Below are 14,393 nucleotides of genomic sequence, written 5' to 3'. Positions count from 1 at the left end.
CGAAATCTACCCCTTAAACCGGCATCTGCATGATGTCTTGATACGCCTGAACCAGCTTGTTGCGCACTTGGGTCATGGCCTGAAACGAAACACTGGATTTCTGCGAAGCGATCATTACGTCGGTCAGGTCGACGCCGCTTTGGCCCATTTCGAAGGCGTTGGCCAATTGGCCGGCCGCCTGCTGAGTTTCGCTGACCTTGTTCACCGCCTGGCCGAGCATGTCCGAGAAGCTCGGCGCACCGACTTCCTGAGCCTGGGGCGCAGCCGGTTTGCGCGCCATGGCCTCGGCCTGCATCGAGCGCATTTCCAGCATTAGACGATTGAACGCGACACCCTGACTCATGACCTTTCCTCCACCTGACCGCGGTTTTTTGACGCCGCGCGTGCTTTGCCAAAGGCATTTGCAACAAGGGTGCCAACTACCTCCCCGCCATCAATCCATGACCACCAGGCAGACGAAGCAGAAAACGCGCCAGTCTTGCCCCCGGCTCGCGATGGAGCGGCGGTGACTGAAAGCTGTTGCCCATGAAAAAGCCGCGCCCCCGAAGGAGGCGCGGCCCGGGACACCCGCCGCTACTGGCTGACTGTCAGCTTGTCGCGGTTGCGCTCGAGCAAGGCTTCACCGATGCCTTTGACTTCGAGCAGTTCGTCCACCGAGGCGAACTCACCGTGGGTATCGCGATAAGCGACGATGGCCTGTGCCTTTACCGCACCAACGCCGCTGAGCTCGCGCTGCAGGGTCTCGGCATCGGCAGTATTGAGGTTGACGGGATTGAGTTCGGCCACTTGCTGGGCCACAGGCTCGGACGCGGGTGCCTTCGCCGCCTCATTGGCGCTGGCCAGCCATGACGCACTGGCAACCAAGGAAAACAACAGGGCTTGCAGGGTAGCTTTCAGCATGATCAACATCCTCTGTAAGTTCCACTCGAGTTGAGCGACGCGGGTGTTCCTCACGCCGCACGATGAAAATAGCCAGTCTGAACGTCCCGTCAAAGGAGCCTTTGTAACTACCTTTTCCCGTCTATCTAAAGGCCTTGCTCGCCGCTAAGATGCGCCGTCTCCATTACCATGCGTGTTCGACCATGCCCGCCACCGCCCGCTTTCCTCTGCTCCCCTACCTCTGTGCCTGCATCGTCGGTTTTCTCGCATTGGGCAGCCTCTGGCAAATCATCGGCAAGCCGGTGGTGCTGGCCGACGCGGCCACGCCGACCCACAAATTGCAATGCGCGTCGTACACGCCGTTCGGCAAGGACCAGTCGCCCTTCGATCTCCCTCTGCAGATCCACCCGGAGCAGATGGACACCGACCTGGCGCTGCTGGCCGAGCGCTTCCAATGCATCCGCACCTACTCGGTCACCGGCCTGGAGGCGCTGCCGGAACTGGCCCGCAAGCACGGCTTGAAGCTGATCACCGGTGCCTGGGTCAGCCGTAACCCCCATGACACGGCCATCGAGATCCAGGGCCTGATCAAGCTGGCCAAGGAAAATCCGGATGTGGTCGAGGCGGTCATCGTTGGTAACGAAGCACTGCTGCGCAAGGAAGTCACCGGCGGGCAACTGGTCGAGCTGATCAACCAGGTCAAGGCCGAGATCAGCCAACCCGTCACCTATGCCGACGTCTGGGAGTTCTGGCTCAAGCATCCGGAAGTGGCGCCGGCGGTGGACTTCATAACCATTCACCTGCTGCCGTACTGGGAAGACAACCCGGCCGGCATCGACGCGGCCCTGCACGAAGTGACCGAGGTGCGCGAGCTGTTCGGCAAGCAGTTCGCACCGAAGGACATCATGATCGGTGAGACCGGCTGGCCCAGCGAAGGCCGCCAGCGCGAGACCGCCGTGCCCAGCCGCGTCAACCAGGCCACCTTCATCCGCGGCTTCGTCGCCCTGGCCGAACAGCACGGCTGGCGCTACAACCTGATCGAAGCCTTCGACCAACCCTGGAAACGCGTGAGCGAAGGTGCAGTGGGCGGTTTCTGGGGCCTGTACGACGCTGACCGCCAGGACAAGTCGATCCTCGCCGGCCCGGTTTCCAACCTGCCGCACTGGCCTCTGTGGCTGGCCATCAGCACGGGTGTTCTGGCCTTCGGCCTGCTGGTCGGCGGCCGCCCGAGTTCGACGCGCAGCGCCGTGCTGTTGCCGTTGCTGGCCGCACTGGGCGCCGCCTGCATCGGCCTGTGGGCGGAGCTGGCCTGGGTCACCAGCCGCTATGTCGGCGAATGGCTGTGGGCAGGCGCCCTGCTCGCCCTCAACCTGCTGGTACTGGCCCATGCCGCGCTGGCCCTGTCCACGGCGCAGGGCTGGCGGGCCCAGGCCTTTGGCTGGCTGGAGCGCCGTGCCGGCTGGTGGCTGGCGGCAGCCGGCTTTGCCGGTGCGGTGATGATGCTGGCGATGGTCGCCGATGCGCGCTACCGCAGCTTCCCGAGTGCCGCATTGCTGTTGCCGGCACTGGTGTATCTGCTGCGCCCGGTGGCAGGGCCGCGCCGGGAAATCACCTTGCTGGCGGTATTGATCGCTGCCGGCATCGTGCCGCAGCTCTACGAGGAAACCCTGGATAACCTGCAGGCCATCGGCTGGGCCGTCACCAGCGCCCTGCTGGCAGCGGCTCTATGGCGCGGCGTACGCCACTCGAAGCAGTAGCCCCCACTGCGGGCGCTGCGCTTGCCGCGCAGCGCCCGACGTCCTGGAGCCACGTATTCCAACGTATTCGAGCAAATCCCTGATGCGGATGGATCACCGGTAACCTGGATTAGCCGAAGGCGTTATCCGGTGGGCGAAACCCGGGAGCGTAATCCGCCGTTCATCGCGAAAGGCGACATGCTGTGCAACACCGAACGTTCTGCCTCGCGCCGGGTGTTTGCGCTTTTTGGTTTTCGTGATGTGGCGGTCATCGTTCGGCGCATTACGCCTTCGGCTAATGCACCCGATTGCTGACAACGGACAAGACGTCGAAGGGCATGCGTCTTGGAGCCTGTTCACGATGGTTCCAGGCGATATTGCAGAAACTGCTACAAGGCAATGGCAGCCGTTCGCCGACCGACTATGGGAACGCGCCATGCGCGCGAAAAATCGCGGGCATGGACTAGGTGCCCCCGCCACTTTGCAGTCAACGCGCCGAAACCGAGCCGAAAGGGCGTGAACAGGCTCTCAGCGCGTCACCACCGCGGGCGCGCGCACCAGACGAAGCAAAGCAAGAACGACTGCGAACACCGCGAGGCTCGCGGTATACAGCGCCAGCGCCGGCAAACCGAGCAGCAGTCCCGGCACGGCCAGGCGCCAGCCCCAGGCACCAGGCAGAACGAATGCCAGCAGCGCACAGCCCAGCGCTGCCCAGGCGATGACACGCAGATGAATCATCCAGCCAAGGGTGGCGCGCACCTGACAAGCCAGGATGCTCGGGTCTTCGACGCAGCGGCCAACCCACTGACCCCCCTCCATGAGCAGGTAGCGCAACGCGTAACTGGCGATCACGCAGACGAGTGCTGCGATCACCAAGGCGACGATGGGTAAACGACGAGGCATGTTGCGCTCCAGAGGGTTTGAAAACGGCGCTCAGCATAATCTCCCGGCAGGCGGATGCAAGCGGCAAATCTCTGCTGATCGAATACGGCGTAAAGCCCCGTGGACAAGGGCGTTGGCAGCCTGATCGCGCTCTGGTATACCGCACTTGCGGTATGGCAGAATTTCCTATGGCACTTTGATACAACGGCGGTTGTCCTAGCCATCGCGGCTGATGCCGAAAGCACCGGCTTGCCGGCCCTCCTCTGAAAAGAATGTTCTCTTCCAAAGGGATCTTGTATGTCTTTCATTCCCCGTCTTGCAGCTCTGCTCGGCACTCTGCTGCTCAGCGCGCCCCTGTGGGCCGCCGACATCGATGCGCAGACCTACGGCTACCCGCTGACCAACCCGTTCGAAGCCACCATTGCCACCACGCCGCCGGACCTGCGCCCCGAGCTGCCCGAAGACGCGGACATCAAGCAGGGTGACTATCAGGTTCGCCTGCGTCCGGAGCGTCAGTTCCAGCTGCCCGACAATTTCTGGGCGGTGACCAAGATGAGTTACCGGCTGGCCGAGCAGAATGGGCCAGCGCCGCTGATCTTCATCATCGCCGGAACCGGCGCCCATTACTCGAGCAGCACGCCCGAGTACCTGAAGAGACTCTTCTATGGGGCCGGTTACCACGTCGTGCAGCTTTCGTCGCCGACCAGCTACGACTTCATGACTTCCGCCTCGCGTTTCGCCACGCCCGGCATCAGCCGCGACGATGCCGAAGACATGTACCGCGCCATGCAGGCCGTGCGCGCCCAGCACCCGCGCCTGCAGGTCACCGACTATTACCTGACCGGCTACAGCCTCGGCGCCCTGCACGCCGCCTTCGTCAGCCAATTGGACGAGACCCGCCGCAGCTTCAACTTCAAGCGCGTGCTGATGCTCAACCCGCCGGTCAACCTGTACACCTCGATCACCAACCTCGATCGCCTGGTACAGACCCAGGTCAAGGGCATCACCAACCGCACGACGTTCTACGAGCTGGTGCTGGCCAAACTGACCCGCTACTTCCAGCAGAAGGGTTACGTGGACATCAACGACGCCCTGCTCTACGACTTCCAGCAGTCCAAGGAACAGCTGACCAACGAACAGTTGGCCATGCTGATCGGCACCTCGTTCCGCTTCTCGGCCGCCGACATCACCTTCACCTCGGACCTGATCAACCGCCGTGGTCTGGTCACGCCCGTCGACTACCCGATCGGCGAAGGCACCAGCCTGACGCCGTTCTTCCGCCGCGCGCTGCAGTGCGACTTCGACTGTTACATGACCGAGCAACTGATCCCCATGTGGCGTGCCCGCTATGGCGGTGGCAGCATCCATCAACTGATCAACGAGGTCAGCCTGTACGGTATCGAGGATTACCTGAAGAACAGCCCGAAAATCGCCGTGATGCACAACGCCGATGACGTGATTCTCGGCCCTGGCGACCTGGGCTTTCTGCGCCGCACCATGGGCGATCGCCTGACCGTGTACCCCTACGGCGGCCACTGCGGCAACCTCAATTACCGCGTCAACAGCAACGACATGTTGGAGTTCTTCCGTGGCTAAGTCCTTTCCTACTCTCGCATTGTTCGCTGCCGTGTTGAGTTGCGGCACCGCCTCCGCGCAAACCACCGCCCCCGTCGATGACGATGGCTTCAAACAGCCGCTCAGGAAGCTCACGTTCAACCCGGGCCTGAACCAGCGCGAGTTCGAACGCTCGACCCTGTCGGCGCTGGAGATCCACGACCCGCTGGAATCCTGGAACCGCCGCGTCTATCACTTCAACTACCGCTTCGATCAATGGGTGTTCCTGCCCGTGGTCGACGGTTACCGCTACGTCACCCCAGGCTTCGTGCAAAAAGGCGTGACCAACTTCTTCGGTAACCTGGGCGACGTGCCCAACCTGATCAACAGCGTCCTGCAGCTCAAAGGCGAACGGGCCCTGAACACCACTGCCCGCTTGTTGTTCAACACCACGCTGGGCGTGGCCGGCCTGTGGGATCCAGCCACGCTCATGGGCCTGCCCAAGCACCGCGAAGACTTCGGCCAGACCCTCGGTTTCTACGGCACACCCGCCGGCCCGTACCTGATGCTGCCGATTCTCGGCCCATCCAACCTGCGCGACACCACGGGCCTGGTCGTGGACTTCGGCGTCGCCCAGGAGATCAACTACCTCAACGTTGCCAAGGTCAGCAGCAGCCACCCGGAAGTCATCGTGGTCAGAGGCATCGACCAGCGCTCGACCACCAGCTTCCGCTACGGCCAGCTGAACTCGCCGTTCGAGTACGAGAAATTGCGTTTCTTCTATACCGAGTCGCGCAAGCTGCAGATCGCGGAGTGACGCGCGCAGGCGGCGCCCTTGGCGCCGCTCGCTATATCGACTTTATCGATAGATGAGTTGATCTTTTCCCAACCATTCGACAGTTGGGCTGGCCTACCATGGACACTTCGTTTTCAACGGGAGCCAGCCAGATGAACCCGCTACGCCGCGCTCTCGCCGTTCAACCCGGTCAGCCTGCCTCCGATGGTGCTGGCGTGCGCCTGAATCGCGTCATTGGTGGCGCCGGCATCGAACGTTTCGATCCGTTCCTGATGCTCGACGAATTCAGCACCGACAATGCCGACGATTACATCGCTGGCTTCCCGCCCCACCCGCACCGTGGCTTCGAGACCATCACCTACATGCTCGAGGGCCGCATGCGCCACGAGGATCACCTTGGCAACGTGGGCCTGCTGAAAGGCGGCGACGTGCAGTGGATGACCGCCGCCCGGGGCATCATTCACAGCGAGATGCCCGAACAGGAACGGGGCGCCATGCGCGGCTTCCAGCTCTGGTTGAATCTGCCGGGCCGCGACAAGATGGCCGATCCGGCCTATCGCGATATTCCCAACGCGCAGATTCCGCGCCTGCACACCGATCAGGGCGTCGAGGTGGTGGCCATCGCTGGCGCCTTCGTCGAAGGCGAGCACCGCCAGGTCGGCGCCGTGCAGCGTCCCCATACCGAGCCGCATATTCTCGACCTGCGCCTGCCTGCCGGCAGCCGTGTGCGCCCGGAACTTCCCGCGGGTCACCGTGCCTTGCTTTACGTCTACGCGGGTGAGGCACACATTCAAGAGAGCCATGAGGTACAAGCCGGCCGCCTGGTGCGCCTGGACGACCAAGGCGAGCTGTCGATCAGCAGTGCCAGCGGCGCCAGCGTGCTGCTGATCGCAGGCAAACCGTTGAGTGAGCCGATCGTGCAGTACGGCCCGTTCGTGATGAACAGCCGGGAAGAGATCGAGCAGGCGCTGCGCGACTTCCGTGACGGCAGCTTCGCCTGAGCGGTTATCGCCGCTCAGCGTGAGTGGTTGCGTCGGAAGGTGGCCTCGCCCATCGCCGCGATCTGCCCTTCGATCAATGCATCGAAGGGTTTGAGCAATTCACGATAATCGCCAGGCGCCTCCAGGACGTTCAGCACCTCGACTATCGCCTCCAGGGTCGACAGCGATCCCTCCATCGACGCCTTGCGCAGCCGGTAGCGCGATGGCGGCGCATCGAGCAGGGTCACCCGCGGCAACGCTTGCAGCGCCGGATTCAGGTAGACAAGCTTGCGTGCCTTGCGCCAGGTGCCATCGGGCACCACCACGCGCATGGGGCGTCGGTCGTCATCGGCGCAAAGCTCGTTGATCGGGCGCGCCTGCTCACCTGGGAACAGCAGGCAGGGGCGATAACCGGGCTCCGCCAGCCAATCCGGTAGCGCTGCGAATACCTCGCCCACCCACAACGCTGCATTGCGCAGCCCCAACACCGCAAGGTTCGCGGTATTGAGCGCATGATCGACTTCATCGGAGTGCTGCAGCACCAGCACCTCGGTTCGGCTCGGCAAGTCGGGAATCAAGGTGCACAGGCAGTGGCTGGCTGGGCGCCTGCAGCGGCTACAACGGGGGCGTGGCATAGGCGGGTCTCCTCGGCCGCGCAGTGTGCCACAGCACACGCCGCGCAGCCGAGGCAGTAGGTCAGCGGTTGAAGCGCTCGGCCAGGCTATGCAGGTAATCGGCCATGCTTTCCAGCTCCTTGCCAATCGCCGCCCCTTGATGGGCCTGTTCGGCGCCCTGCTCGGAAAGCTGGGCGATGCGGGTGATCTGCCGGCTGATGTCGTCCGCCACCTGGCCCTGCTCTTCGGAGGCTGCCGCGATCTGCTGGCTCATGCCGCTGATGCGGCTCACCGACTCGCTGATGCCATCCAGGGCGATACGCACCGCCTCCACGCTCTGTACGCTTTCCCGGGAAATTTCCTCGCCCCGCCCGGCCGTGACGACGGCACGCTCGGCACCGGCCCGCAGCGAGGCGATGATCTGGTGGATCTGCTGGGTCGACTCTCGGGTACGCGAGGCGAGCGAACGCACTTCATCGGCCACCACGGCAAAACCACGCCCCTGCTCGCCCGCACGCGCCGCCTCGATGGCTGCGTTGAGCGCGAGCAGGTTGGTCTGCTCGGCAATCGAGGTGATCACATCGGCTACGCTGCCGATCGACTGCGTCGAGTTGGCCAGATCGTTTACCGCCTGGCCGATATCCACCACGGCCTTGGCCATGTGCTGCATGGACTCCAGGCTGCCGCCCGCCAGTTGCCGCCCTTCCCTGGCCAGGCGATCCGCCTCCTCGGCGGCGTGGCTGGTGCTCTGTACGTTCTGAGTGACTTCCTGAATGGTGGCGGCCATCTGATTGATGGCTGTCGCCGACTGGTCGGTTTCGCTGCGCTGCTGGTCGAGCATCTCCGCCCCGGCGCGCGAAAAGCCGGCAGCCTGGGCCGCCTGCCGCTTGACGTTGACACCGGCATCCTCGAGGCGCGTAAGGGCCGTCTGCAGGCGGGCCTCCTCGCTGATCATGGCCATGTCGAGCAGCGCCTGAGCACCGCGGTTGTCGCTGTAGGTAAGCGCCACCAGGCCGCTGGTGAAGGCCTTGGGGTGCTCACCCAGGGTCCGACGGATCAACGCGCGCTTGCTGTACAGCTGATAGGAGCCCAGCGCGGCCATTACCGCAGCCACCAACAGCGCCAGCCATATCCCGGAAAGCATGGTCTGGGCGGCCAGAATAATCAGCGCGGCGATGATCAGCGGCCAGGAACGAATCAAATCGTAAGTAAGATGCTCGATTTTCGGCACCGGCGGCTTGCCAGCGCGCAACCGCGCGTACAAGGCTTCAGCGCGACGTTTCTGCTCTTCGGTGGGCAACGAACGTACCGACTCGTAACCGGCAACCTGGCCGTTCTGGTAGATCGGCGTGACATAGGCGCTGACCCAATAGAAGTCGCCGTTCTTCGAGCGATTCTTGACGATACCCATCCAGGGCTTGCCCTGCTTGATGGTGTCCCACATATGGCCGAACACCGCAGGTGGCATATCGGGATGGCGTACCAGGTTGTGCGGCTGGCCGATCAACTCTTCGCGGGTGAACCCGCTGATGGCCACGAAAGCATCGTTGCAGTAAGTGATCTTGCTGTTCAGATCAGTGGTGGAAATCAACCGCTCATTGCCGGGAAAAGTCCTTTCCCGTTGAGTCACCGGCAGATTCTGACGCATGGTTGCGATCCTTTGATACGTGAAGGGTACGTCCTTGCCACTCCACGATGTCTAGCACAGCAAACTACTGTGGCAGCACGGGAAAGCGGTTGGTCTGCAATCGCTCGAAGCATGGAGAGAAGGCATGGAATTTGGCCCGACGGCACCTTGCCACACCCCCGCCTCCGCCCAAGAACAGGACTATTCACTTTGTCGGCAAGAGGTCCGATGACTTGAGGCGGCGCGAACCAATTTCGTTTTAGCTTTGCAGTCACCGGGCGCAGACCACTAATGCGCCTGACGGGCACTATTCGAAAAAGGATCTGGAGAAATTAGCAACACACGCAAAAACCGGCCAATGCATGAACAAAGGCCTGTTAGACAGGTTATTCGCTAAAAAAGAAAAAGAGCACCAAACACCTCGAGTGCGTGGCGATCTATGACGAGCGTCGCGAATGACGCTCATCGAGGGGTACGCGCAGGTAATCAGCGGCGGCGACGGCGCTCTTCGGCCAGTCGGCGTTGCTGGTCGCTACGGATTGGGATGGGCTGCATGCGCGGGGCGGACAGCGCGTTGAGCTGGGCAGTGATCTTTTCGAACCAGGCTTTCATAAGGATTTCCTCGAACTACGCGCGGCTATGGTGACCGCTTGATTTCAGAGTAGCTGAAACCTGAGCGGGAGTGGAGAGCCAGGCAACCTCAAAGCGTTGCAAGTCGCTACCGACCGTCGCCTAATCTCCTAAGGAACGCCGCGAACGCAGCGGCGTCGCCTTACCGGGATGCTCGCGCCGCCGTACTCAAAACTGATACTCGACGCCAGCACCGGCGTACCAGGAGCGCCCTGGCGCTGCTTCGTAAAAACGGCCATTACCGTCACCAACGATTACCGAGCCGACATAGTGCTTGTCGGCAAGGTTGTCCAACCGCAGGGTCTGATGGGTCTTCCAGGGGCCGAAGCGCTGCTCGAAGCGAGTCCGCCAGTTGAATACCGCATAGCTCGGCGCAGCTCTTTCGGTATTGGTGTCTTCCACATACACCTTGCTGCGATAAAGCCCCTCGAGCGCGGTGCTGATGCCATCGACCGGCTTCCAGGCCAGCTCGCCAAACAACGTGGTGCGCGGCACGCCGGGCAGGTTGTTACCCTTGTCGATGGTGTTGCTCCCTGCGACGAAGCGCGAATCATAAGTCGCAGCCAGATAGGTGTAGGCCAGTGCTGCCGACCACTGCTCATTGAGCTGGCTCTCGACGCCCAGCTCGAAACCGCGGCGCAGGGTTTTGCTGGCGTTCTGGTAGCTGGTGCGGCCGCCGCTGTTTTCCAGCACGACGATCTCGTCATCGGTATTGATCTGGAAGATCGCAGCGTTGATACGGGTATCACCTGCGACGCGAGCCTTCAGGCCGACTTCATATTGGGTGCTTTCCGAAGGTTCGAGGCCGTAGTTGAAACCTGCGTTTCCTTGGGAATAGGCCAGCTCTGCCTGGCTGGGCGTCTCGAAGCCCTTGCCGACACTGATGTAGCCGTTCAGGTCAGGCGTGAAGGCGTAGCCGATGCTGACCGATGGCGTGGCCTTCTCGTAACGCCTGGTGCCGCTGTCGTCACCATTGGCACCGACGATGTACTTGTCATCGACATCCACCTCAACGGTGCTGTAGCGCAAGCCACCCTGCAGGGTCCAGTCGCCGATGGTCCAGGTGGCCTGGGCGTAGGGATCCAGGCTGGTAACGGTATCCACTTCATCGCGGCGCAAGTTGCCTTTAACTCCACGAGTGACATCAGGCAGGGTGCCAACGAAGTTTTCGTAGCCCTTTCGATCATCCCGACTCTGGTCGTAGTCCAAACCAAAGACTAGTTGAAGGTTGCCGGTAACGCCGTCCACTGGTTGAAGCCAGCGTACGCTGCCACCATGAAACTCCCGCTCGAAACCGACGACCCCACCACTATGACGAGGATTGGCTTGCGGATTGACGGGGTTTGCACCCGGCCCAGAAGGGAGTTCGATCGGAATGGCCAGATATTGAACGACACGGCGTTTACCTGCATACGCCGTTAGTTGCAATGTGGAGTCATCAAAATAGCGCTCATAATTCGCGCCCATCTGCTGGTGATCGATACTCTTACGCGTATTGTACCGAGTAGCATTTGAAGCAACCGACCGCGGATCCGCCTTGTAAGCCTCCCAAGCCTGTCCAAGCGGATCCTGCGTACCGTTCTGCTCCAGGCTGCTGTAGATCAGCGCCAGCTTGCTGTCTTCATCGGGCTTGAAGTTGAGCTTGGCGAAGGTCTGATCGCGGCGCGCCGAGCTGTGGTCACGATAGCCATCGGTGTCCATGCGCGAGGCATCGAGCACGAAGCCGACGCCGTCCGCCTCGCCTTCGGCGGTAAGATGATTGCGAGTCATGCCATCGCTGCCGATCAATGTCTCGGCGCCCACCCGCGGTCGGCCGACACCGTCCCTGGAGAACACCTGGATCACCCCACCGGCGTTACTGCCGTACAACGTGGAAGCCGGCCCGCGCAGTACCTCGATGCGCTCTGCGGTGTCGAGGTTGAAGGTCGCCGCCTGGCCCTGGCCGTCCGGGGTGCTGGCGGGAATGCCGTCGCTGATCAACTTCAGCCCACGCACGCCAAAGGCCGAGCGCGCACCGAAACCACGGGAAGATATCTGCAGATCCTGGGCATAGTTCTGGCGATTCTGCACAACCAGCCCAGGCACCCGCGTCAGCACCTCGGAAGCATTGATGCCCAACTGGCCGTCGCTGATCTGCTCGCGGTCGATGCTGTCCACCGAGAACGGCAGGTCGAAACGCTGCGCCGCGCTGCGCGAACCACTTATCACGCTGGGTTCGAGCACCAGGCTGCCAGCAGCCTCCTGCGCTTGCGTTGTACCAGCAGCCGCGCAGCTGCACAGCACGATGGCCCTACTCAGACGGGAAAGTTCGAAGGTGCGCGATGGGGGGCTACAGCTCATGGAAGATCCTTTAATAGTTCGACTCGGTACCCCGTGGCGCAGTAACCCGGATCGGATGGTCCGGGCATGGCGGGAGACCTGACCGCTGGCCAGCTCAGCCACACGGTCGCAAAGTCCGCCATTGTGACCGTTGCAGGCCTGAGGTGCGACCCGTAGGCCAACGCGGTCGTTCAAACAGTAGTGCCGGATGACTGCCGCACGCCCGGACGCGCAACCCTGGGCACGCCGCGCAGTGCGACGGTCAGCCCATACCGGCCAACGGTGAGCTTGCCTTGCGTGCATCATCCAGCAACACTGCCGCCCTTCATTCTTCGATGGGAGCCTGCCTTGCGCCCTGCCGACATGCTGCGCCTCCTGCTGCTCGCTGCGATCTGGGGCGCCAGCTTCCTGTTCATGCGGATCGTCGCGCCGGTCATCGGCAGCATGCCGACGGCGTTCTTTCGCGCCTCGATCGCCATGCTGGGCCTGCTGGCGATCCTGTTGCTGATGCGGGTCAAGTGGGATTTCCAAGGCAAGCTGGGCCTGTGCCTGATACTCGGAATAATCAATGCCGGCATTCCATCGGCCATGTACAGCATGGCCGCGCTGGTGCTGCCGGCGGGTTACTCGGCGATCATCAATGCCACCACGCCGATGATGGGCGTGCTGATCGGCACCCTGTTCTTCGCCGAAGCGATGACGATGAGCCGCGCAGCCGGTGTCGCCCTGGGCCTGTTCGGTGTCGCCGTGCTGACCCGCAGCGGGCCGGCAGAGCTGGACACGGGCTTGCTGCTGGGCGCCCTCGCCTGCCTGCTGGCGACCGCCTGCTACGGCGTGGCGGGTTTTCTGACGCGGCGCTGGATAGCGGGACGCCTGGACAATCGCCTAACCGCGTTCGGCAGTTTGCTGGGCGCCAGCCTGTTTCTGCTGCCGCTGTTCGCCGGCTCGCTGGCGCTGCAGGCTCCGCACAGTTGGGGTGGCTGGCTGGAATGGGCATCGCTGTTGGGCCTGGGACTGGGCTGCACGGCCTTCGCCTATGTGCTGTATTTCCGCCTGCTCAACGACATCGGGCCGATCAAAGCGTCGACCACCACCTTTTTGATCCCGATCTTCGGCGTGCTCTGGGGTGCGCTGCTGCTCGGCGAGCCGCTGTCCTGGGCGCACCTGTACGGCGGTGTGCTGATCGCCATCGCGTTGTGGCTGGTGGTTCGACCTGGAGCAAAGGTGCCGGCTTGATGCAGGCGCGGTTTTGGTGGGCTGAAGCCCACCAATTGGCAGACCACCCAACGTCCCGTAAGGCGTTCCCACGCGGAGCACCGGGAACGATCTGGTCGCGCAAATCTACTGCTGCAACTCCTGCTCGGTGAACAGGTCGCTGAACAGCATGCTGGTCAGGTAGCGCTCGCCGGAGTCCGGCAGAATCACCACGAGGGTCTTGCCCTGCATCTCCGGCTGTTCGGCCAGGCGTACCGCTGCGGCCATGGCCGCGCCGCAGGAAATCCCGCAGAGAATGCCTTCTTCACGCATCAGGCGCAGGGCCATGGTTTTGGCATCCTCATCGGTGACCTGCTCGACGCGATCGACCAGCGACAGGTCGAGGTTCTTCGGTACGAAGCCGGCGCCGATGCCCTGGATCTTGTGGGGGCTGGGTTTGACTTCAGCTCCGGCGATGGTCTGGCTGATCACCGGCGAGGAAACCGGCTCGACCGCCACGGACAGGATCGCCTTGCCCTGGGTCCGCTTGATGTAACGGGAAATACCGGTGATGGTGCCGCCCGTGCCGACACCCGACACCAGCACATCGATGGCGCCCTCGGTGTCGTTCCAGATTTCCGGGCCGGTGGTCTTCTCGTGGATCGCCGGGTTCGCCGGGTTCTCGAACTGCTGGGGCATGTAGTACTGCTCGGGGTTGGAAGCAGCGATTTCGGCGGCCTTCTCGATCGCGCCCTTCATGCCTTTGGCCGGCTCGGTCAGGACCAATTCGGCGCCGAGCGCCTTCAATACCTTGCGACGCTCCAGGCTCATGGAGGCCGGCATGGTCAGCATCAGTTTGTAGCCCCGGGCGGCGGCCACGAAGGCCAGACCGATGCCGGTATTGCCGGAAGTCGGCTCGACCAGGGTCATGCCCGGCTTGAGTACGCCACGGGACTCGGCGTCCCAGACCATGCTGGCGCCGATCCGGCACTTCACCGAATAGGCCGGGTTGCGGCCTTCGATCTTGGCCAGAATGGTCACGCCCTTGGGGCCGAGGCGGTTGATCATCACCAGGGGCGTGTTGCCGATAGCCTGTGCGTTGTCTGCGTATATGCGGCTCATGGTGTATCGGTTCCTTGTCATGACTGAGCTCGTCAGCCTATGCCTCAAGCCCAGGCGCGT

Annotated in this window: 14 protein-coding genes and 1 pseudogene; 6 read left to right on the top strand and 9 right to left on the bottom strand. The window is 62.7% G+C overall.

Annotated features, from left to right (window positions below):
• Positions 1 to 13 precede the first annotated feature (13 nt).
• Together fliE and BVH03_RS02265 are read right to left on the bottom strand one after the other, a co-directional pair.
• Positions 14 to 343 (bottom strand): flagellar hook-basal body complex protein FliE, encoded by a 330-nt coding sequence (fliE, locus tag BVH03_RS02270; protein WP_075959683.1) that lies wholly within the window; start codon positions 341 to 343, stop codon positions 14 to 16.
• Between the two features lie 230 nt (positions 344 to 573).
• Complete coding sequence (locus BVH03_RS02265; protein ID WP_075959837.1) at positions 574 to 900, bottom strand: helix-hairpin-helix domain-containing protein; 327 nt, start codon at positions 898 to 900, stop codon at positions 574 to 576.
• Between the two features lie 182 nt (positions 901 to 1,082).
• Between BVH03_RS02265 and BVH03_RS02260 the strand changes: the two genes are divergently transcribed.
• Both BVH03_RS02260 and BVH03_RS26295 read left to right on the top strand, forming a co-directional pair.
• Positions 1,083 to 2,636, top strand: coding sequence for a beta (1-6) glucans synthase (locus BVH03_RS02260; protein ID WP_075959682.1), 1,554 nt, complete (start codon positions 1,083 to 1,085; stop codon positions 2,634 to 2,636).
• Positions 2,637 to 2,765: 129 nt separating this feature from the next.
• Complete coding sequence (locus BVH03_RS26295; RefSeq protein WP_168175593.1) at positions 2,766 to 2,930, top strand: hypothetical protein; 165 nt, start codon at positions 2,766 to 2,768, stop codon at positions 2,928 to 2,930.
• A 213-nt stretch (positions 2,931 to 3,143) separates the two neighbouring features.
• Here BVH03_RS26295 and BVH03_RS02255 read toward each other — a convergent pair whose 3' ends face one another.
• Positions 3,144 to 3,518 (bottom strand): hypothetical protein, encoded by a 375-nt coding sequence (locus BVH03_RS02255; RefSeq protein WP_075959681.1) that lies wholly within the window; start codon positions 3,516 to 3,518, stop codon positions 3,144 to 3,146.
• A gap of 276 nt (positions 3,519 to 3,794) precedes the next feature.
• Between BVH03_RS02255 and BVH03_RS02250 the strand changes: the two genes are divergently transcribed.
• The 3 genes from BVH03_RS02250 (at position 3,795) to BVH03_RS02240 (ending at position 6,848) form a co-directional block, all read left to right on the top strand.
• Positions 3,795 to 5,093: a serine/threonine protein kinase gene (locus BVH03_RS02250; RefSeq protein ID WP_075959680.1), complete on the top strand. Its 1,299-nt coding sequence runs from the start codon at positions 3,795 to 3,797 to the stop codon at positions 5,091 to 5,093.
• Complete coding sequence (locus BVH03_RS02245; RefSeq protein ID WP_075959679.1) at positions 5,086 to 5,868, top strand: VacJ family lipoprotein; 783 nt, start codon at positions 5,086 to 5,088, stop codon at positions 5,866 to 5,868. Before BVH03_RS02250 ends, BVH03_RS02245 begins: the two co-directional genes overlap by 8 nt.
• A gap of 131 nt (positions 5,869 to 5,999) precedes the next feature.
• Positions 6,000 to 6,848, top strand: a complete 849-nt coding sequence (locus tag BVH03_RS02240; protein ID WP_075959678.1) for a pirin family protein — start codon at positions 6,000 to 6,002, stop codon at positions 6,846 to 6,848.
• Positions 6,849 to 6,862: 14 nt separating this feature from the next.
• Here the strand turns inward: BVH03_RS02240 and BVH03_RS02235 are convergent, their stop codons facing one another.
• The 5 genes and pseudogenes from BVH03_RS02235 to BVH03_RS02225 all read right to left on the bottom strand — a co-directional run bounded on the left by BVH03_RS02235 (position 6,863) and on the right by BVH03_RS02225 (position 12,038).
• Positions 6,863 to 7,462 (bottom strand): tRNA-uridine aminocarboxypropyltransferase, encoded by a 600-nt coding sequence (locus BVH03_RS02235; RefSeq protein ID WP_075959677.1) that lies wholly within the window; start codon positions 7,460 to 7,462, stop codon positions 6,863 to 6,865.
• A gap of 61 nt (positions 7,463 to 7,523) precedes the next feature.
• Positions 7,524 to 8,543 (bottom strand): methyl-accepting chemotaxis protein, encoded by a 1,020-nt coding sequence (locus BVH03_RS02230; protein ID WP_371915333.1) that lies wholly within the window; start codon positions 8,541 to 8,543, stop codon positions 7,524 to 7,526.
• A gap of 264 nt (positions 8,544 to 8,807) precedes the next feature.
• A pseudogene (locus BVH03_RS27130) lies at positions 8,808 to 9,089 on the bottom strand (PAS domain-containing protein); the annotation flags it as partial.
• Between the two features lie 465 nt (positions 9,090 to 9,554).
• On the bottom strand, positions 9,555 to 9,680 hold the full coding sequence (locus BVH03_RS26715) for a PA1414 family protein (protein ID WP_256574596.1): 126 nt from the start codon (positions 9,678 to 9,680) through the stop codon (positions 9,555 to 9,557).
• A gap of 186 nt (positions 9,681 to 9,866) precedes the next feature.
• Positions 9,867 to 12,038 carry a TonB-dependent receptor gene (locus BVH03_RS02225; RefSeq protein ID WP_083639981.1) on the bottom strand — a complete coding sequence of 724 codons (2,172 nt, stop codon included), beginning with the start codon at positions 12,036 to 12,038 and terminating at the stop codon, positions 9,867 to 9,869.
• A gap of 327 nt (positions 12,039 to 12,365) precedes the next feature.
• Here BVH03_RS02225 and BVH03_RS02220 point away from each other — a divergent pair, with 327 nt between their 5' ends.
• Entirely contained in the window at positions 12,366 to 13,253 is an 888-nt protein-coding gene (locus BVH03_RS02220) for a DMT family transporter (RefSeq protein WP_075959675.1), read from the top strand.
• Between the two features lie 105 nt (positions 13,254 to 13,358).
• Here the strand turns inward: BVH03_RS02220 and cysK are convergent, their stop codons facing one another.
• Complete coding sequence (gene cysK, locus BVH03_RS02215; RefSeq protein WP_075959674.1) at positions 13,359 to 14,333, bottom strand: cysteine synthase A; 975 nt, start codon at positions 14,331 to 14,333, stop codon at positions 13,359 to 13,361.
• Positions 14,334 to 14,393: the final 60 nt, after the last annotated feature.

Source organism: Pseudomonas sp. PA15(2017) (assembly GCF_001945395.1).
Taxonomy (GTDB): Bacteria; Pseudomonadota; Gammaproteobacteria; order Pseudomonadales; family Pseudomonadaceae; genus Aquipseudomonas.
Note: the sequence above shows the minus strand (reverse complement) of the source record. Positions and strands in the feature narration are given on the sequence as shown.